Origin of the sequence: Polycladomyces zharkentensis, from assembly GCF_016938855.1 — a bacterium.
GTDB lineage: Bacteria > Bacillota > Bacilli > Thermoactinomycetales > JIR-001 > Polycladomyces > Polycladomyces zharkentensis.
The window spans coordinates 69,303-94,759 of sequence record NZ_JAFHAP010000017.1 but is presented as its reverse complement, the minus strand read 5'-3'; the positions used below and the strand labels follow the sequence as shown (position 1 = coordinate 94,759).

Sequence of the window (25,457 nt, the reverse complement as noted above, 5' to 3'; positions counted from 1 at the left end):
AGATGAAGCCCTCCCGCGTCTGACTCGCTTTGATCCCACCCCTGAGGGCTGGATTTCCCCGCTCACACTTGATCATCCTCGAACGCGACCATTCCCCTCGGTTTGGTTATATGAGAATCATTCAACCATCATTCCCTGCGAGGCTCATGCCTTCCGTTGTTTTTCTCTTATCCCATTTTGAAGATGATCCATCACATATGACTCTATTTCTATTTGTACGGCAATGGTCCAATCTTTTGACTGTCATTTCACGTATACTATTTCAAAGTGAATCGAAGGGCGCAATGGAAGATTCAGCCCATTTTTATTTCAAGCAGGAGAAAGCCGGAGGGATCAATATGAAAACAATTGGACACCATCTCATAATCGATGCTTTTGATTGTGATGCAGCCATTTTGAATGATGTTGACCATATAAAAAACTTACTGATAGATCTGGTCCAGTCCCTGGGAATGGTGATGATATCAAGCCACTTCCATCAGTTTGAACCTGAAGGGTTGACAGGGATTCTTCTTCTTTCCACTTCCCACATTTCCATTCATACCTGGCCTGAAGAAAACTTTGCAGCTTTGGATATATTCACATGCGGTGATCATGATCCGGTGACACAGGTTGAGAACATTTTAAAAGGGCTCTCTTCCAAATACAGCGTCGTATACAATCTCACACGTTTTGACAGAAAAGCCAGAGTGCCATTGATGTATGAGCAACATTCCCCAAAACTGCCCCCGGATCATGATAATAGGAACAGCAAGAGCACTGATGTGGAAAAACATACAACCATTCAGCCTTTGCATGAACATGGAGATTTGTATGATTACATCGGACTAAAAGAACTTCTCGCCGCGAGACATCCCGTACTGTTCCAAGGGATGAGTCAATATCAAAATATTCATATCATTGATGCGAAGGATATTCGTATGTACTTAAACCAACAATTGCAGTTTAGTTCACTCGATGAAAGGCTGTATCATGAGGCAATCGTTCATCCTGCTTTTCTATATACCCCTTCACACCGACGTGTTTTGATTTTGGGTGGCGGCGATGGACTGGCTCTGCGTGAAGTACTCAAATACCCCGATGCCTCGCATGTTGATCTTGTTGATATTGATCCTCTGGTATTGCATGCTGCTCGTACGGTCCCCGAACTCGTGGCACTCAATGAACGGTCATTCTTTGACAAACGGGTCAACGTCCACACGCAAGATGCCCGCAAGTTTTTAACAGAACCGCATCAGCCCTATGATGTGATCATTGCAGACTTTCCGGACCCGTCGAATGAAGCGCTCAGTCAATTGTATACCAAAGAGTTCTTTCAATTGATCTCAAAATCTCTTGCTCCGGACGGAATCATGGTTTGCCAATCATTTTCGCCCGAAGATGCGCCAACGGTATTTTGGAGTATTGGATTGACCTTAGAAAGTGCCGGCTTAAAGACACGTGGATACCATGTAACCGTCCCCTCATTTGGGAACTGGGGATTTCATTTGGCGGGACATCAACACATCATACAACGTACAACGTCTATACCGGTAGAAAATCGCACACTGCCGGCAGATATACCTTCCATATTTGTCTTTCCGGAAAAAATACTCAAGAAACAAAAAGCGGCGATGGTAAATAGCTTGAATCAATTAATATTACACAAATTCTATCGCAAAGAATACGAATATTTAAGTTGAAACGAACCGATATCCTGATGATGTTCCCCCGGATGATGGAGAACTGTAGCACAAAGAGGAAGAACGGAAAATGATAAGAGAGGCCCGCCAGGGCCTTCTCGTTCTGAGAGCTTTGTTATTCCGGGTACCCAGTTTATCCACCGCAATTGAAGCGGAAAAAGCGAAACGGGAAGAACGTTGAAGTGACGCTGATACGATATACCGGTTGATCGGCGACGTGCACTGGTATTCCATCATTCAGAAATAACGAAAACCATATGCTGTGGAGGAAGGGCGGACCCACTTCAAAAGTATTTCTTAGCAGACGAGAAACGAGCATCTGCCAACATGGGAACAACGATCTTCAAGACCATTCAACCGCCTGTCCTTGGCCGGTAAGACAACGGAGGATGATGCTACTCTTCTCCTGTTTTTGTAGCGGATGTCCGAATCTGCAAAACGGTTTTATCGTCCTGAATCATCCCGGTTTGCGGCTTTAGAAGGAAGAACAGCAGGCATCCGGAAAATAGGATGAAAAATATGATGAAGAACAATGGATTCCCACCCCCTTATCCCCTTTGCAACTTTCTTCATACGGCCAAAGACCAGAGGAACTCCCCTGGGATGCCGTGGACCTGCGGCGTGGCAACCCCAGCTGCGATGGTTTTGTCCAAGCCTGAACGACTTTGTTTCACGGGTATTTGCTCGCACAGCGGTTTTCAGGGTTTTCAAACTTCTCGACTCGATCGAACCCAAATTTCGTCGAATTTGCGAGAGGGACAAAGCCCTCCCGCGTCCGACGCTCGCTTTCACCCCGACCCTGAAGAGTCGAGTTTTCCCGCCCGCTCTTTATACTTCATGTATACGTACCAGAAGGTCAGGTTGTACTGATGAGATCGCCTCTTTTCTCCAATTCCGCTTCTCTTCGACAATCAGAGTTTGATTGGGTGGCGGAGTTGAGACACGCGCCGTGTCGTACGCAAAGATGTACGATCTTCAAAGATGATACACATCCGGTCGGCGGAGTTGTCCGGGTTCACTGTTTTGCCGTACGGGCCTGTTCCGCATAGCGCACGGCGATATCAAACAAATCGATGCTGGGGATTTCCTGTCCGCGAATGTCGTACATATAGGGGCGATAGGTGCGATTGATCCAGTATCGGGCAATGTGGACAAGCCGTTCCGAACCGGTTTCCTTTTTGGCGTACTGCGCCTCCTCCAACAGACGCGCCGCACAATACAGATCGGTCAGTTTATCCATGAAACGGCGGGCATGGGCATTTTGAACCATGGGAGGAGCTTCGAGAAGCACAGCCAGATCCGTTTTCACGTTGTCCGTCTGCTCCTTCACACAGGCGACGGTTTCGGCCAGTTCCGGCAAAACGACGGCGTCCAACGTCTCCCGAATTTCCCGCAGGATTACACTCTCTCCGGTTCTTGCCCGCGCCTCTTTGCCCAACGTTTTCAACAATTCGAGACCCATGATGTTGGAAGTTCCTTCCCATACCGTGTTCACTTGTGCATCCCGCAACAGACGGGGGGTGACGTACTCCTCGATATACCCGTTTCCCCCGTGCAATTCCAGTGCCTGTTTGGCATGAAGAACCGCCTGTTCACTGCAACGGTACTTGCTCATCGCCAGCAGCAGCCGGAGTAGTGTGCGTTTTTCCGCATCCCCTTTTCCATAGGTGTGGCACTCATCAAACAGTTGGATCATGCGGGCCACCATCGCCCATGCCGCCTCGATGTCTGCGATAATGTCCAGCAAGGTTTCCCGCACCATCGGGTATTCGATGATCGTCCGGCCGAATGCTTCCCGTTTGGACGTGTATACGGCGGCCTCCAAAAAAGCCCGGCGGGAGATCGCGAGCGCCCCCGTCGCCGTGCACATACGGGAGATGTTCAGCGCTTCCGCCATATATTTGAATCCTTGATCCGGCTCCCCGATCAGATATCCGACCGCCCGATCAAGGATCAATTCCCCGCTGGCCACGGCCCGCACACCCAGCTTGTCCTTGAGCCGACGAATGGTGATGCGGTTTTTTTCGCCATTGTCCAAATAACGCGGGAGCAGAAACAGGCCCAATCCCGCGGTACCCGGCCGATCGTTCACCCTCGCCAACGTGATGGCTACACCCGCGTCACAGTTGCTGGCAAACCATTTCTCCCCCGTCAGCTCATAGTGATCGCCACAGGGTACCGCGCGGGTTTGCGTCGCGCCCACGTCGGAGCCTCCCTGAATTTCCGTCAAAAACGTGGCCCCCTGTTCCAGCGTATGCCGATCCATGCTGGCCAGGCGCGACAGATACCGGCGCTTCTGCTCGTCCGTTCCGAACTTCTCCAATACAAACGCCACTGCCATGGTAAGAGTGACTGGACACGTGAAACCGGTCTCCGCCTCGGACATCAGGATGTGCATCAACTGGGTGTAGAAAAACGGGACTTTGTGCGGCAGGTCGTCCCTGTACCGTAACCCCACCACACCAAATTCAAAACAGTCTCCCACCGTGGCCAGATATCCTTCGTTGTACCAGACTTCATTGATCTCCCGTCCCTGCCGATCATAGCGAATCAGTCGGGGAGCACCGTCACGGTCGGTGTGACGCGCCCGCCGTTCCATCGGTCCCGCCACATAAGCCCCCAACTCCATCAGGCGCGACTCCCCCCACTCCATCAGGTGAGGCAGATACCGGTGGGCGTAATACCGCATGGTGGGGTCGCTTTCATACCAGTTGAGAGCTGTCCCGTCTTCATATTGACTGTAATCGATCACGCGTTTACCCCCTTGGTCAAAAAGTGATTGTGAAATTGTTCACGCAACAGGGATTTGAGGAACTTGCCCGCCGATGTACGCGGAATTTCCTCCACGAAGACGACATCATCCGGCAACCACCATTTGGCGAACTTCGGTGCCAGAAATGCATGCAGTTCCTCCAGCGTCAATGTCGCTTCCTCTTTTTTCACCACCACCGCCAATGGCCGCTCCTGCCACTTGGGATGCGCAATTCCGATGACGGCCGCTTCCTCCACGGCGGGATGCGACATGATCGCATTTTCCAAATCGACGGAGCTGATCCATTCTCCGCCCGATTTGATGAGGTCCTTGGTCCGGTCGGTGATTTTGACGTACCCTTCTTCATCGATCGTCGCCACGTCACCGGTGCGGAACCAACCGTCTTCCGTGAACGAATCGCGGGTATTCGGCTTATCGTGATACGCCCCCGCAATCCACGGCCCCCTCACTTGGAGTTCACCCATCGTGACACCGTCGGGCGGGACCTCTCCCTGCTCGTTGACCACCCGCACGTCCACAAACGGAGCGGGAATACCCTGTTTGGCCCGGTATGCGTATTGTTCGTCCTCCGGCAGGCTCCTCAGGTGCGGCTTCAACACCGATATGGTCCCGAGAGGTGTCGTTTCCGTCATTCCCCAAGCGTGTACCACATGGATGCCGTGCCGGTCCATCCCCCGCAACAATACTTCCGGAGCAGCCGCGCCGCCTACCACCGTCCGCAATTCAGGATGCAAACGCCAATGGCCCGGCTGTTTCTCCAGCTCGCGGTAAATGCCGAACCAAATCGTGGGCACCCCGGCGGCGAACGTCACTTGTTCCTCCTGCATCAGTTCGAGCAGGCTGACAGGGTCCAAATGCGGTCCAGGGTATACCTGCTTGGCCCCCACCATGGTCATGGTGAATGGCAGGCCCCATGCGTTGACGTGAAACATGGGCACCACAGGCAATACCGCATCACGGCCGGAAACGGCCAATGTATCCGCCATCGCCGAAGCAAAAGAATGCAACACCACGGCCCGGTGGGAATACACCACCCCTTTGGGACGTCCCGTCGTGCCGGAGGTGTAGCACATGCCCAACGCGTCGTTTTCATCCAGATTCGGGTAGGTGAAATCGTCAGCCGGTTCTCGGATGAACTCCTCGTAATCCTCATAACCGGGCGGGACCGGTTGACCAGTCAGCGGTACGACAAATACGCGCTCCACCCGGATGCGATCCGCCACTTTTTCCAGCAACGGGAGCAATACGTCGTCGACGATCAGGAAACGGTCTCCGCCGTGGTTGATGATGTAAGCGATCTCATTCGGGTGCAAACGGAGATTGATCGTGTGCAACACGCCACCGGAGGCGGGGATGCCGAAATATGCCTCCAGATGTGCGTAATGATTCCACATCAACGTACCCACCCGGTCCCCTTTTTTCAACCCGGCCCGTTGAAGCGCCTGCGCCAGCGAACGCGCCCTGCGAACAAAGTGGGTATACGTATAACGGTGCAAGCGTTTGTCCGGCAACCGGGAGACGATCTCAACCGAACCGTAATAGCGTCCGGCCCGTTCCAACAGATGCGGCAACGTCAGTGGATATTGCATCATTGTTCCTTTCACCGCTGAACCGCCCCTTTCCCCCTTTGACTAGTTTGAATTTTACGTCTAAAAAATGAGTTTTGTCAATGTGGTCTTGTTGGGAAACAGTCGCAAAAAAACATACCTGTGATGAAAATTCAATTATAATAATGTTGGGACAATCGAACAGGAAGGATGACAACACGTGGCAACCGTGACTTGGTTTCAGTACGCCTGGGGGTTTCTTCCCCAACCAAGTGGGGATATCGCTGTATGGCAACCTTTGAAACAACTGGATTGCGAACGTTTTCCCCATTGGCAGACCATCGCCATTGGTTTTGAGTTGCAAAACATCGATCTGACACGGGACAACCTGATCGCAGTTCACTTTTACGCGCCTCACCTCGTTTCTCCGCTGGCGACCGCAGAAGGGCTCACCAAACCAATACCTGGCGCCAAAAACAGTGTGTTCCAACATCACTTGCGTTTTGAAAATCTGCCGTTGGAGCGGGAAGGCGAATATTGCTCCATATTGTACATAAACGGACGGAAGGCGGGCACTTTTCCACTAACCGTCACACGAAAACGGTTTATGGAGGAATTACGGGTGGTAACATGAGGGGGGACACGGGTCAACGGATATGAGGTCCTCTCTGGTGAGTCCAAGAGACGGCCATGTTGGCCACACATCCTCAAAACGACGATAGGAGCGATCATCCATGCGTCTGTTTCTGTTGTTGGGCAGTTTGAACATGTTTTTGAGCATCGCGTTGGGAGCGTTCGGCGCACACGGTCTCGAAGGCAAGGTTTCGGAACGGATGATGGAGATTTGGCGAACCGGTGCGCACTATCATATCGTACACGGTTTGGCGCTCGTCGTCATCGGCCTGTTGGCCGATCGTTTCGGCGGCAGCGAACTGATCACCGCTGCGGGCTGGCTGATCCTGGCGGGGATTGTGCTATTCTCCGGCAGTCTCTACGCCATGGTGCTCACCAATGTGACCAAACTGGGCGCCATCACGCCGATCGGCGGTGTCGCCTTCTTGGCCGGATGGGTGTGCGTGTTTCTCGCTGCGTGGAAACAGATGGGATGAAAGGAACCAGGCGCTGAATCTTCCGGAAACGGAAGGTTGGCGCCATATTTTTATGGAAAGGATCGTGAGAACATGAGGTCCTTGGAAGGAAAAATTGCGCTTGTCACAGGTGGAAGCAGAGGAGCAGGCCGTGGGATTGCTGTAGAATTGGCCAAAGCGGGGGCAACGGTTTACGTCACCGGTCGAAGCGTCAAAGGCAGATCCACCCATAATCGGCCGGGGACCATTGATGACACGGTTTCCCAAATGGAAGCTTCCGGTGGGAAGGGAATCGCCGTTCGCTGTGATCATACCAACGACTCGGAAACGGAGTTATTGATCAACCGAATTCGCGAGGAACAAGGAAGGCTGGATATACTCGTCAACAATGTCTGGGGCGGGAACGAACTTGCGATTGAGGATATGCCATTTTGGAAACTCCCTCTCCAACATTGGGATCATATGTTTACCGCCGGTGTCCGCGCTCAACTCGTGACGAATCATTACGCCATCCCCCTCATGCGCCGGAACAAAAAAGGGATCATCATTCACACCACCTTTTGGGACCGGGACAAATATATCGGACATTTTTACTATGATTTGGCCAAAAACGCACTGATTCGCATGGCGTACGGATTGTCCATTGAATTAAAGCAAGATCAGATTGCCGTCCTTGCCGTTTCACCCGGTTGGATGAGAACGGAACTAGTGTTGAAGCACTTTCAAACGGATGAGAATCATTGGCACGAAGTCGAAGAACTGAAAAACACGGAATCTCCTTTTTACATTGGACGGGCTATCGTGGCCTTGGCAAGTGATCCCAACGTCATGGAAAAAAGCGGACAAGTGTTGCGAGTTGGCGACTTGGCCAAAGAATATTCATTTACGGATACAGATGGCCGTTACATTCCGCCTTTCTCGATCAACTCGAAAGACACGGACGCTTGAACCAACCAATCAACTGCGGAATACAGAACAACGACACTCTCCATGAATCAAAACCGTAGCCGGGGTTTCTCCCCGGCTTGGCAATTCCTTTCATCTCATCCGGCTCTGTTCATTCTTCTTTCCCCTGCATCTCCGTTCCGATGTTACTCAGTCGGTACGCCATTTTCAGCACCTCATGATGATACGCCTCCGGGATGGAAGTACCATCCGCCATCGTGACCAATTCTTTGGCCATTCGGATCAGAGTGGCGGCCGTCTCTCGTCTGCTTTTCTTTCTCGTTCGTTTCTTGGGTGTGGATTGCGCAGAGGATGGTTTCGTTTGTTTTTTCTTGGATGTGGAGAAGTCCTCCTTTTTCCCCGACCGCATCAGCGCATCGGCCGACACCCCCAGATGAGGGGCCAATTGCTCGGCCAGTTCCCGGGTCCACTTTTTCTTTCCTTGTTCCAGTGAGCGGATGACATTCACACTGAGTCCCGATTTCTCCGACAATGCTTTTTGTGTCAATCCTGCTGCCGTTCTCGCTTCTTTCAATTTACTCATCGTCGATCCCTTTCTCTACTCAATCTCTCTACCATCATACAAAAAAACCCCGTATTGGGGGAATCTCTGTGAGTCATGGCGGGATGAGCCAAAAAAATCGACCAAAAAGAAAATCCCGGCAAAGACCGGGAAGCCGTAATGTGGGTGTATAATCCATTCAAATGAACATTCCGCACGGTTCAAGTACCGGAAATGATACTTGAGATTTTCTCGCCGCTCATGATTCCATTTTTATTTTCCCTTGATTTTCCTTGATTTTTTCCCGTGACATGACCACCAATTGTGCCAGGAAGGCCACCATTGCAACACAGCCGGCAGCAAATGGCAGCCGGGAAGGTGCCAATCCGGCCAGCATCGCAATCCCTCCGAGCGCGGAACCGATCGCACTTCCCAGATAATTGGCGGAACTGTTTAGCGCAACTGCAGCTGCGCCGTGATCAGGTTGCAAGCGAAGCAATACATGTTGTTGCGGGGCTTGCGAGGCCCACCCCATCGCCCCCCAAATTACGAAAGGCAGGTATGCCAATACGGGGAATGGAAGCCCCAATGGCAGGATGAACATGGAAAAAGCCATGATGGCCAGAATACCGGCCATAAGCAAGCTGGGACGTCCCGTTCGATCAATCAGCGTGCCAATGGAAAAGCTCCCGATCATGCCGCCAATCCCCCATGCCCACAGAAATGGAGTGGTGTAATCAATATCTGCCAAGTGATACAAGACGGATGCAATATACGTATACAAACCCAAGCTCGAAATGCTGGTCAATAAAGTAATCCCAACGGTTGCTGAAACCCGTCCGTTGGTCATCATGGCCACACGTTGTCGGAGTGACGGCGGCGCTGAAGCCGGAAAGTTCGGAAACCAAATCACAATTCCAACCAAGGCAAGCAGGCCAAGTGCAGTGATGGACCAGAGCGTTCCCTCCCAACCCAGATGTTCGGCAACAATCAATCCCAGCGGAACTCCAACAACCGTACCGGTACTCATACCACCCAGCGTCATCCCGAGAGCACGGCCGCGTTTTTGTTCGGAAACGAGAGATGCAGCAGCCGCAGCGGCCAGCGGGGAAAAAAGCCCGGCTCCGACGCCTGCAATCGCACGAGCCACAAGCAGCATCGAAAAACTGGAGGCCAGCGCACTCATCCCGTTGCCTACAGAAAATACGGCGAGCGCCAGCAGCAAAATCCGGCGCATTGGTTTTCCAGCCAACAATGTTGCAAAAACCGGAGCTGCCAGTGCATAACAAAAGGTAAAGACGCTAACCGCCTGTCCCGCTTGTGAAGCGTTTATTTTAAACGTTGCCCCAATGTCCGGCAACAGACCGGCCACCACATAGGCATCAAACCCAAGCGCGAACATGCCGATCGCGAGAAGTAAAACTCTTTGCATGGTAACCCTCCTGATTCCATATCGGATGGATGCCCATCCGCAGACCCAAGATGTTGGAAGATCCACGTGTTGGGGCCAAACCATCAATCGATTTGTTATAATCAAATGAGCTCCGACAATTGAAACATTACCAGAAAGTAAAGGCAAGAGGAACAATCACTATTTTTGAGGGTTATAACAATGGGTTATATCAATCGGGGTGAAACAGATGAATATAGAGTGGTTGCAAAGTTTTGTTGAAGCCGCCAAGCAAAAAAGTTTCTCCAAAGCCGCCAAAGTACACAATCTTTCCCAACCGGCATTAAGCAAGCATATTCGCAATCTGGAACACGAACTTGACACCGTCTTGTTTTACAGAACGTCTGCCGGCATTGAACTGACGGAAGCCGGTGAACGCTTTTACAATCGAATTGTTCCTGTCCTCACTGAGCTGAACGCGATCCGCCAAGAGTTAAGACAATTCCGACGAACGACTCCGATCGCTGTAGGGAGTCTGCCCAGTGTAGCCACTTATTATTTACCTCCCAGAATCAAGGAACTTCGGCTTTTGGACCGCCCCATGACAATCATGATTCAGAACACGTCTTGGGAACTGATCCAATCATTGCAGGAAGGAAGACTCGATGCAGTCTTTGTTGATACATCCTATATTGGGGAATCGTTGTGGAGTGGTGAATTGTTTACGGAGTCTTACTATGCGGTGTTTCCTTTACACCATCGTTTCCGTTCACGAAAAGCCGTGGAGCTGGCCGAACTGTGCGAAGAACCGCTGATCGTTCACCAAGCCCCTTGCGATACAAGGAAGCATATAATCGAACAAATGGAAGCGCGGGGGCACAAGCCCAACATCATCAGCGAGGTCGCTTTTGGCGACTTTATCCTCGGAGCTGTATCGGCTGGAATGGGAATCACGATCATCCCTGAATTGATGGCCAAACATATCAGTCATCTCCCGCTGTTCGCCCTGCCGATTCTGGATTTTGGAAGACACAGATCGATTTCGCTCGCTACCCGCAATCATCAACTGGGATCGCAATTATATGAATGGATCACAACATTTGACACACGATAAAAGGTGATTGTTACCCTTTCAACTCTTTGTCCGAGTGGGGAAAATCGCAGGCTGTGGATGTTGTCGTCAACCTGTGGCCGGGGTTTTCCCGGCCTGTCGATGTCGCGGCAGTCTCCGGAAATCTCGTCCACGCGTTTGGATTGGAATGGAGATTTCACCCTTTGGGGATCACCCCTGCGCCGATTGTACAGAAAAAACGCACGCCCCCCTGATGGGAGTCGTGCGCAGACGGACGAAGAACGAACAGTTTTTTTGTCCCCGGTCTCGAACTGTTCCCTGTCTTTTATTCTTTCACTTCCTGTGTTTTTTGCCAGCGCAGGATCGGTTTGCGTGCCGCGGTCACCTCGTCCAAACGCTTGACAATCGTGTTGTGGGGCGCTTCCTGCACCACTTCCGGTTGGTTTTCAGCTTCCTGCGCGATTTGGATCATCGCCTCGATGAAACGGTCCAACGTCTCCTTGCTTTCTGTTTCCGTCGGCTCGATCATGAGACATTCGTCCACGATGAGCGGGAAGTAGATGGTCGGCGGATGGAAATCAAAGTCCAACAACCGTTTGGCGATATCCAACGTACGCACGCCCAGTTTTTTCTGCCGTTTGCCGGAAAGCACGAACTCATGCTTGCAGTGTTGCGGGTACGGCAGATCATAGTACGGCTCCAGACGGCGCATCACGTAGTTGGCGTTGAGCACCGCGTTTTCGGATACCTGACGCAATCCGTCCGGACCCATCGTGCGGATGTACGTGTAGGCGCGCACCAGGATGCCGAAGTTGCCGTAGAATCCTTTGACTCGCCCGATGGATTGGGGCAGATCCTTCAGGTAGTAGCCGTTTTCCCCTTTTTCCACAATCGGGGTCGGCAAAAACGGAATCAGGGCTTTTTTGACGCCGACCGGCCCCGCTCCCGGACCTCCGCCGCCGTGCGGGGTGGTGAATGTTTTGTGCAGGTTGAGGTGCACCACGTCAAAGCCCATGTCCCCCGGACGGGCGATGCCGAGGATGGCGTTGGCGTTGGCCCCGTCGTAGTAGAGAAGGCCGCCCGCCTCGTGGACGATGTCGGCAATCTCCCTGATCTGCTCCTCAAACAATCCCAGCGTGTTGGGGTTGGTCAGCATCAGGGCCGCCGTGTCTTCACCCACCACTTGTTTGAGGGCTTCCACGTCCACATGCCCTTTTTCGTTGGATTTCACCGTGACCGTTTCAAATCCGGCGACCGTCGCGCTGGCCGGGTTGGTGCCGTGCGCGGAGTCAGGCACGATCACTTTGTTCCGCTGAGATTCGCCTCGGCTTTCATGGTAGGCCCGGATCATCATCAGACCGCTCCATTCACCTTGGGCACCTGCCGCGGGCTGAAGCGTCACCTGATCCATGCCCGTGATTTCAGCCAAATCCCGTTGCAGTTCGTACAGCAGCTGCAACGCACCCTGCACCGTCTCCTCCGGCTGGTACGGATGGATCTTGGCAAAACCGGGCAGACGGGCCATATCTTCATTTATTTTGGGGTTGTATTTCATTGTGCAGGAACCGAGCGGGTAAAAACCGTTGTCCACCCCGTAGTTGCGACGGGACAACTCGGTGTAGTGCCGGATCAGATCCAGCTCGGACACTTCCGGCAATTCAGCCGGGGTTTCGCGAAGCAGTTCTGCCGGAATCGCCTCTTCCAACGGGATTTCCGGTACATCGGATTCAGGCAGACTGTATGCTACCCGCCCGGGTTGGCTCATCTCGAAAATCAGTGCCTTTTCCTTGTTCATCGCACGATCGCCTCCATTACCTCGGCCAACCGGTCAATCTCCTCTTTGGTCCGCATCTCTGTCACCGCCAACAGCATGGCATCCGCCAATTCGACATAATCACGGCTCAAATCGTAACCGCCGATAATGCCTTCCTCCAAGAGTCGCCGGTTTACTTCTCCAACCGGTTTCGGCAATTTCAGCGCAAATTCGTTGAAGAAGGGACGGTTGAACAGCGGCTCCACCCCCGGTATCTGCGCGAGACGCTGCCGGGCGTAATGCGCTTTTTGTATGTTCAACCGCGCCACTTCCCGGATGCCCTGTTTGCCCATCGCCGACATGTAGACAGCGGCGGCCAACGCATTGAGCGCCTGGTTGGAACATATGTTGGAGGTGGCTTTTTCACGTCGGATATGCTGTTCCCGCGCCTGCAGGGTGAGTACGAAACCGCGTTTGCCCTCTTCATCCACGGTTTGCCCCACAATCCGGCCCGGGATGCGCCGCATCAACGCTTTGGTCGTCGCGAAATAACCGCAGTGCGGACCGCCGAACTGCACCGCGATCCCCATCGGTTGTGCATCGCCGACGACAATGTCCGCCCCATATGCCCCCGGTGGTTTCAGCACCCCAAGCGCGATCGGATTGGCGCTGACGATCAGCATGCCTTTGTGCCGGTGGGCAATCGGCTCGATGGCTCCCAGATCTTCCAGGTTGCCGAAAAAGTTGGGTGTTTGCACGATGACGGCGGCCGTGTCGGCATCCACCAGCTCCTCCAGCCGGGCGGGATCGGTCACGCCGTCAGTGCAGGGAACTTCCTCCACCGTCAAGCCGACGCCTTTGGCATAGGTGGACAAAATGGCGCGCGCTTCCGGGTGGACGGCACGGGAGACCACCACCTTCCGTTTGCGCGTGGTCGCCATGGCCACACCCGCCGCCTCCGCCAATGCGGTCGGTCCGTCATACATGGACGAGTTGGTCACTTCCATCCCGGTCAGCTCGCAGATCATCGTCTGAAATTCAAAAATGGCTTGAAGTTCCCCCTGGCTGATCTCCGGCTGGTATGGGGTGTATGCGGTGTAAAATTCCGAACGGGAGATCACGTGATTCACCACGCTGGGAATGTGGTGCTCATACGCCCCCGCCCCCAGGAAGCAAACATACTGGTCAAACGAAGCGTTTTTCCCCGCCAGGCGGTTCATATGCCGCACCAAATCGGGTTCCGCCATCGCTTCGGGAATGTTGAGCCGCCCACGGAAACGGACGGACTCGGGAATATCCGCGAATAGCTCCTCCACCGAATCGATGCCGAGTGTCTCCATCATCTCCCGGCGATCTTGTTCGGTCATCGGCAAGTAACGAAACTTCATCCACTCCATCCCCCTGTAGTAGATTGCAGACAAAGCTTCGCGAACCGTCTCTCCCGCCTCCGCTCGGCCGGGAGATGACTTCGCTCCTCGCAACCGTTTGCCAACAATCTGCTGTTGTGATCGTTCTTATTTTTTCGGTCGTTTGTAAAAGGGTGTGGGCACAATCGCGGCTTCCACCCGTTTACCCCGCACATCCACATGCACGCGGTTCCCCGTCTCTGCATACCGGGAGTCGATCAATGCCAGCGCCACGTTTTTGCCCAACGTCGGTGATTGCGTGCCGGAAGTGACTTCACCCACTTCCTCCTCACCCACATACACCGGATAATGCGCCCGGGCGATCCCCCGCCCGATCATCTCCAGACCGACCAATTTGCGCGGCACGCCCTCTTCTTTTTGTTTGAGCAGGGCATCCCGTCCGATGAAATCGCCTTTATCCAGCTTCACGGCGAACCCCAAACCGGCTTCCAACGGGGTGATGCTGGCGGACAGCTCATGTCCGTACAGCGGCAGACGCGCCTCCAGACGCAGCGTATCCCGTGCACCCAATCCGCACGGTACCACGCCTTCATCCGCACCGGCTTCCAGGATTTTCTTCCATGTCGAAGGCGCATCGTCCGGACTCAGGTAGATTTCAAAACCGTCTTCCCCCGTGTACCCCGAACGGGACACGAGTGCGATCGCTCCGTCGAGATCGACATCTTGCCGGAAACGGAAGAATCCGATTGAGGAGAGATCGGTTTTCGTCAGCTTTTGCAGAATCTGCTCGGCAAGCGGACCCTGCAGCGCCAACTGGGCCGTTTCCCGGGAAATATCCCGCACCGTGACTTCCCCTTCGGCCTGTTTCTCGATCCATTCCAGATCCTTGTCGATATTGGCGGCGTTGATGACCAACATGAACGAATCTTCTCCCCTGTACACGAGCAGGTCGTCCACCGTGCCGCCGTCCGGGTAGCACATCAACGAGTATTGCGCCTGTCCCACCTGCAATTTGGAAGCATCGTTGGTCGTCAGCTTCTGTACCAGCGCCAATGCATCCGGACCACTGATCTCCACTTCTCCCATATGGGAGACGTCGAACAAGCCCGCACGCGTCCGAACCGCTTCATGCTCCGCCTTGATCCCCGCAAATTGTACAGGCATCTCCCACCCGGCGAAGGGAACCAGCTTCGCTTCATCTTTGTACACTTCATATAAAGGGGTACGCTTCAATTCCGACAACCTCTCCACCTCCGCACGATTTCCACCACAGTTTGCCACATATTCCATCTTTTCAAACAAAAAGACAGAGGGATCGCCCGTATCAGGTGCGTTCCACTCTGTCCGGAAACCTGAGAGTTCATCCCGCATGGGGAGCGGGATTGCCCCTTGGGTGGCTCACTCGCGTGGTGAGCGCTCTCCAGAGTTGCGTCCAGCGGGCCTCCTTTTGCCTGAGAGATTCACCCTGTGTAACGGGTTTGCTCCTTCGGCGCCATGCCTCAAAGCATGGTCTCTCCTCCCGCCTTCAACCGCTTGGTCGTATGCAATTGTCGAACAATGGCCGGGAACACCTTATCCGTCTTCAATGTTCCCCTATCGGGGTTGATCTGCCCCGTATACAGCAATTCTCCTTCTCATTGTGCCATAAATCCCGAACAAAATCGATACTTTTCACGATAAAATTCGGCACACAATCGTTTCCATGAGGTATTCCATGATCCATTATACACATTTCTCTTCCCAATGGCGAAACGATTTGAAACAACTGAAAATGCGAAACGGATTTTCCGGCCCATTTTCCAAACCTTTTCTCCATTTCATCATACATTATCCCATGATTTCATCGACATCAAAGGACGGATGATACATGCTGCATATGGCGTGCAAAGGAAAAATTCACCGGGCAAAGGTGACAAAGGCCAACCTCGATTATGTCGGGAGCATCAGCATTGACGAACAATTGATGGAATCCGCTTCGATCTGCCCGTTTGAAATGGTACAGATCAACGGTCTCCGCTCCGCCCAGACGTGGCAAACCTACGCCATCCCTGCCCCCTACGGAAGCGGAGAAATCTGCGTGAATGGTCCACCCGCCCATTTATTCCAAGCGGGAGACCTCGTCATCATCCTCAGTGTCGGTTTTTACACCGAATCGGATTTGGAACGGTTTCAGCACCGCACCGTTTTGGTGGATGAACAAAACCATCCGGTGGACGTCAAATCCTACACCCGGCAAACCGCCCACCACATCCGTGGAGAAGGGAAATGAAACCGGCAGGATGGGACCCTGAACGGCGTTTTCTCAACAAATGGGGTATGCACCTGTTACTGTCGGAACAACGGGACGCCCCCTGCCATCTGCCGGAAACTCACCTGTTGGATGAGACCACGTTGCATCGTTTGCTTCAACGATACGAACGGGTCTACATCAAACCCGTCGCCGGATTTGGTGGCAGTCGGATCAGTCTGGTGGAACAACAGGCGAGCCAGATACACTGGACCCGACAAGAAACGGGTCAACAGCTCATGTTCCCCGATTGGCTCCGCTTTTGGCCCGTTTTCTCCTCATCCCACCCGAAATCCGACAACTATATCGCCCAACAGGCCGCCCCGCTCCACACCTACCAAAACCGTCCGTTCGACGTCCGTGTTCATCTCCAACGCGATACCGACAACCATTGGGTGTACGCCGGCGATTTGGTGCGTGTGGCCGGGAGCGGAGGGATCGTTTCCAATGTGGGGATCACCGGGGGCGAGGTGATCCCGACGGAACGGGTGTTACAGGCATTGGGACTGGCAGAAACCACCCACCACTCCTGGCGAGCGATCGCCGATTGGGTTTGTCGGTCACTGGACACGGTTCATCGGTTTGCGGAAGTGGGACTGGATTTGGGAGTGGACGGGAACGGGCAATGGTGGCTGTTGGAGGTAAATACCAATGACGCATGGGGAGGCCCCAGCCATGAGTTGTTCGCCCAACTGCCCGATACCAAACAATATCAGGAGATTCGCCGCCGCTACGCCCGACGCGTCGGTGTTCCGCAATGGTTGCAGGATATCGTGTTCGGTCAATCTGATTCGGATGGCGGGACAGATTGAGATGGGGGCCGCCATATCGCGAGCGAAAAAGTCGTTCTTCGGAAAATGATCACCCAACTCTCCCCCGATGCCGTCTCCGAATGAGCATCCTCAACCGATCGCCCGGAAGACAACTCCCGTTCCTCACTTCCCATATACACTTGTAACGATCATGATGGAGAACATTGCTCATACTTTTTTCCTTATCCGCTCATACTAAAATCTGGCAAACATTCGGAAGCGGACGAGGAGGCTATCGCGGTGTCGTTACCCATTCGCATGGATCGCAAGTGGTTGGTCGATTTGCTGCGTCATATCGAGAAAGACGCCGACTGGAGCACGTGGGATCAATTCCGGTTGGCATTGGAAGCCACTCAGGCGAAAGTCGTTCCTCATTTTGACGCGTTGCAGTGCCTTCAGCACCTGCACGGATTTGAACCGCTCCCCCATCAGATCGAGACAGCCCGCCGCGTGATCGGTGAAATGCGGGGACGGGCCATTTTGGCAGATGAAGTCGGTTTGGGAAAAACAATCGAAGCCGGCTTGATCCTCAAAGAGTATCTGTTGCGCGGATTGGTCAAAAAAGTCCTCATCCTGGTACCATCCTCCCTCGTTCTTCAGTGGACGCGGGAGTTGAACCAGAAGTTTCAGATTCCGGCGATGGCGCAAAAGAAAGAGTGGATGTGGGAGAAATACGATATCCTGATCGCATCCATCGATACCGCCAAACGCGACCCACACCGGAGCATCGTACTGTCTCACCGCTACGACATGCTGATCGTCGATGAAGCGCACAAACTGAAAAACCGCCGGACGAAAAACTGGCAGTTCATCAACGAGTTGCAAAAGAAATATTGCCTGTTACTCACAGCCACGCCGGTGCAAAACCAGTTGGACGAGCTGTACAACTTGGTTACGCTGCTCAAACCGGGGCACCTCGGCCGTCAATCCACGTTTCAAACCGAACATATGGCAGGCAAACGCAAAGCGAAAAACCCGGAACAACTACGCGAGGAAATCCATCGGGTCATGATCCGCAACAAACGGAGTGACAGCAATCTGTCCTTCACCCGGCGGCATGTCTACACCGTGCCCATCCGGCTCTCTCCGGAGGAGCGGGACTTGTACGAAGGGGTCACCCGTTTTGTGCGCGACCGTTACCGGGAAGGACGTGGAAATCTGAAGACCCTGCTCTCCCTGCTCGTTTTGCAACGGGAAGTGTGCAGCAGTCGGGACGCGGTGTTTCTCACGCTGTTCAAGCTGTTTCAGCAGGGGGAGAAAGGGCGGGAAACCATTTCGCCGGAAGTGCAGCACCTGATTGACCTGCTCCGCGCCGTCAAGGAACAGTCCAAGGTGAAAAAAGTGGTGGAAATGCTGTCAAACAGCGATGAGAAATGGATCATTTTCACCGAATACCGCGCCACGCAGGAGATGATCATTCGTGCCCTGGCTGAGAAAGGGATTTCCGCCATCCCGTACCGCGGTGGATTTCAGCGCAACAAAAAGGACTGGATGATGGAACTGTTTCAAAAGCGCGCCCAGGTCATGGTGGCCACCGAAGCGGGCGGCGAAGGGATCAACCTGCAGTTCTGCCATCACATCATCAACTATGACATGCCGTGGAACCCGATGCGTGTCGAACAACGGATCGGGCGTGTCCACCGGCTGGGACAAACCCACGATGTTCATATTTACAATTTCGCGACGGAAAATACGATCGAAGAGCATATTATCTGGCTGTTGCATGAGAAAATCGACATGTTCCAGTCGGTGATCGGTGATCTGGAAACGATCCTGGAGCGGTTGGACATGACAGACTCGATGGAACAAAACTTGATGCAGATCGTGATGGAAGCGAAAGATGACCGGGAAATCCGCGAACGGTTCGGACAAATCGGGGATCGCATCCATCATGCCCGCAGACGCTCCGGTGAACGGACACTACGGCAACGGGAGGATTCAGACCATGAATCCACAACAAGTGCGCAACTTCGCTGAACGCTACTTTATGTCCCAAGAATGCAGTATCATCGAAAAAAGTCCGGCCCACCTGCAAGTGCAACTGTCGGTGGAGGCGGACAAGGACATCATGAACCGTCCGTTTTACTGGATGTATGTGGAACGGATGGGCCTGCCCGCAAATCCTGCCATCCTCACGCTGATCTTCGATCCGGAAGCGGCTTCGCCCGACCTGAGCGGTGAACTGATGAACTTCGGTTCTCCCCGCTTCGCCTTGCTGTTGGAATCCGCCCAAAAACGGGGGCGTTTTGTTCGGCTGTTCGAATCTCCATCCACCACCGCCCCGCATCCGTTGCTCTCCCGGCCATACGTGCCGTGGTTGGGGGTCAACTTTCTCGTCTCCTATGTCTGTGACCGGAAAAAGGACGAGATCGTCGATCTGGGCATCAATCTGCACAGCGGAGAAGTGGTGAAGTCGTTTTACGAACATCTTCAACACAAACAATGGTCGTCCAAACTGCCCGCCAATCGGCACGTCATTCAACCTCATTTCGGTATCGCCGAAGGCGTGGGCGAGCTGGAATTCCACCTGCAAAAGCACATCGAAGAACAGGATCGCACTTGGGCTCATGAAGCCTACGAACAATTGGAACAGGAACTGGACCAGCTGGACCTCTACTATCCGGACAACCTGCTTCTCAACGACGAAACCCGGGCAGAAAAGAAACAACGCATTCGTGAGGCGGTGTGGCAGTACCACCCGCGCGTGGAAGTGTCGGTGGTGAATGCGGGGTTGTTTTATCTGGACGGGGGGAATTGAGGGGAGTGAAGAAGAGGAAACCGCGGGTGGCGGTTTCCTCCCGTCTTGATCATGTCTCTCCTTGACTGAGCATAATATTATGAATTAGTATAATAGTCGAATATTTCCGTTAAAATGTGGGGACAGATATGAATCCAGCTTTACTTCATTACATATGTTTTCTGTATCCACGTCCAAGCAGGGGGAGGAATATGATTTGAACGAATTTCGCGTACCGCCGGTTGTACTTTATGGCCGCGATTCTTTCTTGCAAACAGGGAGGCATGCCGCAAGTTTAGGGAGCAAAGCACTGATCGTCAGTGACCGGGTCATGGAAAAGCTCGGTTACATCAGGCGGTGTGAGCAACTGCTCCACCAGGCCGGAGTTGCTTCTTTATCCTACCCGGATGTCAATTCTGAGCCTACCGATCAGCATGTCGCCGCAGCGCTGGAACTTTTCCAAAAAGAAAACTGCGATTTGCTCGTCGCCATTGGCGGTGGGAGTTGTCTGGACGCTGCCAAAGCGGTCTCCATCGTCGCGGTAAACGGTGGATATATCGGTGACTACATCGGAGTGAACAAAGAAATTTCCCACCGACCGATCCCATTGATCGCCATCCCGACGACAGCAGGTACAGGCTCGGAAGTAACCAGTGTGACTGTGATCACCAACACAACAAACGATGTAAAAATGATGATCAAGCATCCCGCTTTGATCCCCGCCGTGGCCATTGTCGATCCCATCTTAACCCTTACATCACCGCCACATGTTACCTCTTCCACCGGAATCGATGCCTTGTGCCATGCGATTGAGGCGTATCTGTCCCGCCGTGCCCACCCCATCACGGATACGTTGGCCCTGTCTGCGATTCAATTGATCAGCCGGAATATCCGAACGGTCTATGAGAATGGAGATCATATTACGGCCAGAGAAAACATGGCTTTGGCGGCGATGCAAGCGGGTATGGCTTTTTCAAATGCCTCCGTTTGCCTGATTCATGGCATGTCCCGCCCGATTGGAGCCATTTTTCACGTTCCTCATGGCATTTCCAATGCGATGCTGCTCCCGGCTGTGTTGGAGTTCAGCAAAGAGGCTTGCATCGAGCGACTGGCAAGGATTGGACGCGTATTTTCCGATGATTTGAAAACGCTTTCCGATGCAGAAGCGGCTGACGGTGTCATCTCCTTGATCAAACAACTCTGTATGGATCTTCATATTCCCAACATGAGTCAACAAGGCATCGACAGAGCCGAATTTGAACGAGCAGTTGATAAAATGGCCGCTGATGCCTTGGAAAGCGGCAGTCCGGGAATGAATCCGCGCATTCCGACGCATGCGGAAATCGTCGAGTTGTATCATCAATGCTATGATTATCATTTTGTTAATATTTGATAAAAACAGAACAAGACAGGAGTGAACTTACATGGCTCAGAAAAACAGCGAAGCCGTCAAATCCGCTCTATCCAGTTTCATCGGAACGGCGATCGAGTGGTATGACTTCTTTCTGTATGGGACAGCGGCGGCTCTGGTTTTTCCTCAACTCTTCTTTCCAGAGTCTGATCCGCTGATTGGAACACTGCAAGCATTTGCCACCTTTACGCTCGGTTTTGTCGCGAGACCGTTTGGAGGCATGATTTTTGGTCATTACGGCGATAAAATCGGCCGTAAGTCCATGCTGATCACAACGCTGATGATCATGGGGATCGCCACCGCTTTGATCGGGCTGTTGCCCACATATGAAAGTATCGGCATTTGGGCACCCATCCTGCTCATCGTCTTGCGCTTGCTGCAAGGGATCGGCGTAGGAGGAGAATGGGGAGGTGCTGCCTTGATGTCAGTAGAGCACGCACCAAAAGGGAAAAGAGGGTTTTATGGCAGTTGGGCCCAGATGGGAGTACCGGGAGGGCTGTTGCTCTCGACTGCTGTATTCACCATGTTTTCGTCTCTGCCGGAGAAGCAATTTTTGGCATGGGGGTGGCGAATCCCCTTCCTGGTCAGTATTGTTCTCATCGGAGTAGGCCTGTTTATTCGCCTGCGTGTGATGGAAACACCCGCCTTCCAAAAAGTAAAGGAGACAGGAACGGAAGCCGGACTGCCGATCCTGGAAGTGCTCAAAGCTCATCCAAAACAGGTGCTGCAGGCAATGGGGGCGCGTTTTGCCGAGAACGGAACTTTCTATATCTTTAGTGTGTTTGTTCTGACCTATACGACTGAACAATTGGGAATGTCCAAAAGCATGGTCTTAAATGGCGTAACCATAGCCACCGCTGCAGAGTTTTTCGCAGTGCCGCTGTTTGGCGCTCTGTCAGACCGCATCGGTCGACGTCCGGTATACATGGGTGGAGCCGCGTTTACCGCATTGTTTGCTTTCCCCTTCTTTTGGCTGCTTGACACGAAAAGTACCTTCTTTACATGGCTGGCAATTGTCATCGCGCTGGCGCTTGGTCACGCAGCGATGTACGGTCCGCAAGCCGCTTTCCTCTCTGAACTGTTTGGCACACGGGTGCGCTACAGCGGCGTCTCCATCGGTTACCAGTTGGCATCGGTATTTGCCGGAGGGCTTGCCCCGCTGATCGCCACCTCGCTCATCGCTTGGACGGGCGGTAAACCTTGGGGAGTGGCTGTTTATTTGATCTTCATGTGTCTGGTCACACTCATCTCCGTCTACTGGACTGCTGAAACGTATCAAAATGAGGTATCAGAAAAGCGGATGGAAGCAAAATCCATTTCGTCTTGATTCAACCCGGCATGCCGGCAAATCACAGTAAGCAGTGACCAGTTTAGGCGAAACCAATCTTCTTGTGACTTGATGCCAATGTCAAGCCATTAACGGAACAGACCGTACCACTTTTCGCGATAAAAAGCCCTGTCGTGTTGACAGGGCTAAACGTTCGGAAAAACCGTCACACTGTCGGGTCCGCCAGCATCTTGGCCAGAAACTGCCGGGTTCGTTCTTCTTTCGGTTCGGTAAACAGTGCCTGCGGCGTTCCTTGCTCCACGATTTGGCCCGCATCCATGAACAGCACCCGATCAGCCACGTTTTTGGCGAAATTCATCTCATGGGTGACGATGACCATCGTCTGATTTTCCTGAGCCAGCTCCTTCATCGTTTTCAGCACTTCGCCCACCAGTTCGGGGTCCAGAGCCGAGGTAGGCTCATCGAACAACAGCACTTCCGGTTCCATCGCCAGCGCACGGGCAATCGCCACCCGTTGCTGTTGTCCGCCGGAGAGACGCGTCGGGTATTCGTTCCGTTTCTCCAACAACCCCACCTTTTTCAACAGCGTTTCCGCTTTCTCGATGGCGGTGCGTTTGTCCGCCTTTTTCACCACAACCGGACCTTCGATCACATTTTCCAGCACCGTTTTGTGGGGGAACAGGTTGAAACTTTGAAAGACCATCCCCGTTTTGCTGCGAAGGGTGCGAACATCCTTTTCCTTCACTTTCCCCTGTCCAAACGACAGTTCCGTACCAGCGACGGCGATCGTTCCGGCGGTGGGCGTTTCCAGCAAATTGATGCACCGGAGCAGCGTCGATTTCCCTGATCCACTCGGACCGATCACACAGACGACTTCTCCCTCTTTGATGTTCAGATCGATCCCGCGCAAAACTTCCGTTTCTCCGAATCGTTTCCGCAAACCACGAATGTGAATCATGTCCGCCCCTCCTCTCACGCCGCAAAACGGCTGTACCGTTTTTCGAGCCAATCCTGCAACACGTTGAGCACCGTACAAATGATCCAATAAATGATGGCCACCAGAATGTAGGCGGTCATATAATCATAGGTCTGGCCGCCGACGATTTTCGCCTGATACATCATCTCCGGCACGGTGACAACGGACAACAACGATGTGTCCTTGACCAAACTGAGGAACGTGTTAGCCAGCGACGGCAAAGCCACGCGCGTCGCCTGCGGGATGATAATGCGTCGCATCGTTTGCCAATACGTCATGTTGAGCGATTGCGCCGCCTCCCATTGCCCTTTGGGAATGGAGAGTATAGCGCCGCGAATCGTTTCCGCCGAATATCCGCCCACGTTGAGTGACAAGCCAATCACCCCGGCGGCAATCGCGGTGAGGGAAATCCCGATCACCGGCAAACCGACGTACAAGATGAGCAGTTGCACCAACAGCGGCGTGCCGCGGATCACCGAAATGTAGGCGCGGGCCGGCCACCTGAGCAGGACGTTGTCCGACATGCGGGCCATCGCGGTGATGAGTCCCAACACCAATCCGATCGCCATGGTGACGAAACTGATCGAAATGGTGTATGTGATCCCTTTCAATACAAACGGTGTCGATTCAAACGCCGACTGGACATCAAAGATGTTTTCCCATTGGATGTGTTCCCACCATCCGCTCACGGTTGTCCCACCTTTCGGTTGCTTCATCTGAAGATATCCAAGTTGTGTCCGGTCATTCCGAAAAAGGAGAAAAGCGGCTCCGTGAAAGAGCCGCCCAACCTCACTTCGTGATGTCCTGACCAAACCATTTCTCCGAGATCTTCGCCAATGTTCCGTCTTTGCGCATATCGTCCAATGCGCGGTTGATCGCCGCCACCAAGTCTTTATTTCCCTTCGGTACCGGGAAAGCGGAGACCCCTTTTTCAGCCGTAATCGGGATCACTTTGACCGGCAGATTGACCGTTTTCATCATTTCGGCCACGGCCAGTCGGTCGTTGATGCTGACATCCACCCGCTTGGCGGCCACATCGCGCATCGCGGTCATCATATCTTCATACGATACGAGATTGGCACCCGCTTTTTGGGCCATCTGTCCGTAGTTGCTCGTCGGAGTTTGACCGGCGCGTTTTCCTTTGATATCCGCCAGTCCGTGAATGTCCTTGTTATCCTTGTGCACCACCAACACCGCATAGGACACGGTGTACGGCTTGGAGAAGTCGAATTTTTTCATCCGCTCCGGCTTGACCCCGACCTGATTGGCCACCGAGTCGAAACGACCCACGCTGAGACTGCTGAGCAACGTGTCCCAGGGACCTTCCGTGAACTGTGCCTTTACGCCCAAGCGTTTGGCCACTTCTTTGGCCACGTCAATATCGAAACCGACCAGTTGTTTCGTTTTTTCATCATGATAGCTGAAAGGTTTGTAGGTCCCTTCCGTTCCAAAGCGGATCGTGCCCCGCTTTTTGATTTGATCCAACAGATGATCCGTGCTTGAGGATTGATCGACGATCTTCACTTGGCCGCACGCGGCAAGAAAGATCATCGATAATACTGTGATCAGGATCAAGCTCCAACGCTTCATGGTTCCAATCGCTCCCTTAAAACCCAGTTGACAGGTAGGTATTTACGGTTAAGAACACGATCATCATCATACCGAATAGACCCCGTTCTGTCAATAATAGGCTACCCCCGATCCATCCGATTAATCGCCGGAAAGATCCCTCTCCTCGGCCTGATAGCAGGGTTGTCTTGTAAACACTGTCCACATGGCTTTCCCGGCTCCACCGTGCCCTCAAAAAGGCTGCACATGGTCCTTCAG

General features: G+C 53.2%; 21 protein-coding genes and 1 riboswitch. Of the genes, 11 read left to right on the top strand and 10 right to left on the bottom strand.

All coding sequences use genetic code 11. The features are described from left to right. Positions 1–284 precede the first annotated feature (284 nt). Entirely contained in the window at positions 285–1,682 is a 1,398-nt protein-coding gene (speD, locus tag JQC72_RS15430; RefSeq protein WP_205497212.1) for an adenosylmethionine decarboxylase, read from the top strand. Between the two features lie 1,015 nt (positions 1,683–2,697). On the opposite strand, the gene JQC72_RS15425 is transcribed toward speD, so the two are convergent. Next, positions 2,698–4,434, bottom strand: a complete 1,737-nt coding sequence (locus JQC72_RS15425; RefSeq protein WP_205497210.1) for an acyl-CoA dehydrogenase family protein — start codon at positions 4,432–4,434, stop codon at positions 2,698–2,700. After that, positions 4,431–6,059 carry a long-chain fatty acid--CoA ligase gene (locus JQC72_RS15420; protein WP_335342487.1) on the bottom strand — a complete coding sequence of 543 codons (1,629 nt, stop codon included), beginning with the start codon at positions 6,057–6,059 and terminating at the stop codon, positions 4,431–4,433. The genes JQC72_RS15425 and JQC72_RS15420 overlap by 4 nt, the downstream gene beginning before the upstream one ends. Before the next feature lie 163 nt (positions 6,060–6,222). On the opposite strand from JQC72_RS15420, the gene JQC72_RS15415 reads away from it, so the two are divergent. From JQC72_RS15415 to JQC72_RS15405, 3 genes are all read left to right on the top strand, one after another. Further along, positions 6,223–6,636 (top strand): hypothetical protein, encoded by a 414-nt coding sequence (locus tag JQC72_RS15415; RefSeq protein ID WP_205497208.1) that lies wholly within the window; start codon positions 6,223–6,225, stop codon positions 6,634–6,636. Between the two features lie 100 nt (positions 6,637–6,736). Continuing rightward, positions 6,737–7,111: a DUF423 domain-containing protein gene (locus JQC72_RS15410; RefSeq protein WP_205497206.1), complete on the top strand. Its 375-nt coding sequence runs from the start codon at positions 6,737–6,739 to the stop codon at positions 7,109–7,111. A gap of 72 nt (positions 7,112–7,183) precedes the next feature. Continuing rightward, entirely contained in the window at positions 7,184–8,038 is an 855-nt protein-coding gene (locus JQC72_RS15405; RefSeq protein WP_205497205.1) for an SDR family NAD(P)-dependent oxidoreductase, read from the top strand. Between the two features lie 109 nt (positions 8,039–8,147). On the opposite strand, the gene JQC72_RS15400 is transcribed toward JQC72_RS15405, so the two are convergent. Next, entirely contained in the window at positions 8,148–8,579 is a 432-nt protein-coding gene (locus JQC72_RS15400; protein WP_205497203.1) for a helix-turn-helix domain-containing protein, read from the bottom strand. 217 nt (positions 8,580–8,796) lie between these two features. Beyond that, positions 8,797–9,969, bottom strand: a complete 1,173-nt coding sequence (locus JQC72_RS15395) for an MFS transporter (protein ID WP_205497201.1) — start codon at positions 9,967–9,969, stop codon at positions 8,797–8,799. A 208-nt stretch (positions 9,970–10,177) separates the two neighbouring features. Here JQC72_RS15395 and JQC72_RS15390 point away from each other — a divergent pair, with 208 nt between their 5' ends. Beyond that, positions 10,178–11,041, top strand: coding sequence for a LysR family transcriptional regulator (locus JQC72_RS15390; RefSeq protein ID WP_205497199.1), 864 nt, complete (start codon positions 10,178–10,180; stop codon positions 11,039–11,041). Positions 11,042–11,324: 283 nt separating this feature from the next. Here the strand turns inward: JQC72_RS15390 and gcvPB are convergent, their stop codons facing one another. The 3 genes from gcvPB to gcvT form a co-directional block, all read right to left on the bottom strand. Beyond that, positions 11,325–12,794: an aminomethyl-transferring glycine dehydrogenase subunit GcvPB gene (gene gcvPB, locus JQC72_RS15385; protein ID WP_205497197.1), complete on the bottom strand. Its 1,470-nt coding sequence runs from the start codon at positions 12,792–12,794 to the stop codon at positions 11,325–11,327. After that, positions 12,791–14,140: an aminomethyl-transferring glycine dehydrogenase subunit GcvPA gene (gcvPA, locus tag JQC72_RS15380; protein WP_205497195.1), complete on the bottom strand. Its 1,350-nt coding sequence runs from the start codon at positions 14,138–14,140 to the stop codon at positions 12,791–12,793. Before gcvPA ends, gcvPB begins: the two co-directional genes overlap by 4 nt. A gap of 126 nt (positions 14,141–14,266) precedes the next feature. Then, a complete protein-coding gene (gene gcvT, locus JQC72_RS15375) occupies positions 14,267–15,361 on the bottom strand; it encodes a glycine cleavage system aminomethyltransferase GcvT (RefSeq protein ID WP_205497193.1) in 1,095 nt (364 codons plus the stop codon). A gap of 187 nt (positions 15,362–15,548) precedes the next feature. Beyond that, positions 15,549–15,648, bottom strand: a riboswitch (glycine riboswitch). A gap of 338 nt (positions 15,649–15,986) precedes the next feature. Here gcvT and JQC72_RS15370 point away from each other — a divergent pair. The 6 genes from JQC72_RS15370 to JQC72_RS15345 all read left to right on the top strand — a co-directional run bounded on the left by JQC72_RS15370 (position 15,987) and on the right by JQC72_RS15345 (position 22,693). Continuing rightward, a complete protein-coding gene (locus tag JQC72_RS15370; RefSeq protein WP_205497190.1) occupies positions 15,987–16,388 on the top strand; it encodes an aspartate 1-decarboxylase in 402 nt (133 codons plus the stop codon). Beyond that, positions 16,385–17,218, top strand: a complete 834-nt coding sequence (locus tag JQC72_RS15365; protein WP_205497188.1) for a YheC/YheD family protein — start codon at positions 16,385–16,387, stop codon at positions 17,216–17,218. The genes JQC72_RS15370 and JQC72_RS15365 overlap by 4 nt, the downstream gene beginning before the upstream one ends. Positions 17,219–17,476: 258 nt before the next feature. Then, on the top strand, positions 17,477–19,195 hold the full coding sequence (locus JQC72_RS15360; protein WP_205497263.1) for a DEAD/DEAH box helicase: 1,719 nt from the start codon (positions 17,477–17,479) through the stop codon (positions 19,193–19,195). Next, positions 19,164–19,976, top strand: coding sequence for a YqhG family protein (locus JQC72_RS15355; protein ID WP_205497186.1), 813 nt, complete (start codon positions 19,164–19,166; stop codon positions 19,974–19,976). The genes JQC72_RS15360 and JQC72_RS15355 overlap by 32 nt, the downstream gene beginning before the upstream one ends. 196 nt (positions 19,977–20,172) lie before the next feature. Next, positions 20,173–21,348, top strand: a complete 1,176-nt coding sequence (locus tag JQC72_RS15350; protein ID WP_302104928.1) for an iron-containing alcohol dehydrogenase — start codon at positions 20,173–20,175, stop codon at positions 21,346–21,348. Between the two features lie 31 nt (positions 21,349–21,379). Next, on the top strand, positions 21,380–22,693 hold the full coding sequence (locus tag JQC72_RS15345) for an MFS transporter (protein WP_205497182.1): 1,314 nt from the start codon (positions 21,380–21,382) through the stop codon (positions 22,691–22,693). 166 nt (positions 22,694–22,859) lie between these two features. Here JQC72_RS15345 and JQC72_RS15340 read toward each other — a convergent pair whose 3' ends face one another. From JQC72_RS15340 to JQC72_RS15330, 3 genes are all read right to left on the bottom strand, one after another. Continuing rightward, complete coding sequence (locus JQC72_RS15340) at positions 22,860–23,612, bottom strand: amino acid ABC transporter ATP-binding protein (protein ID WP_205497180.1); 753 nt, start codon at positions 23,610–23,612, stop codon at positions 22,860–22,862. A 14-nt stretch (positions 23,613–23,626) separates the two neighbouring features. Further along, positions 23,627–24,319: an amino acid ABC transporter permease gene (locus JQC72_RS15335; protein ID WP_335342486.1), complete on the bottom strand. Its 693-nt coding sequence runs from the start codon at positions 24,317–24,319 to the stop codon at positions 23,627–23,629. 100 nt (positions 24,320–24,419) lie between these two features. Then, positions 24,420–25,220: a transporter substrate-binding domain-containing protein gene (locus tag JQC72_RS15330; RefSeq protein ID WP_205497176.1), complete on the bottom strand. Its 801-nt coding sequence runs from the start codon at positions 25,218–25,220 to the stop codon at positions 24,420–24,422. Positions 25,221–25,457 lie beyond the last annotated feature (237 nt).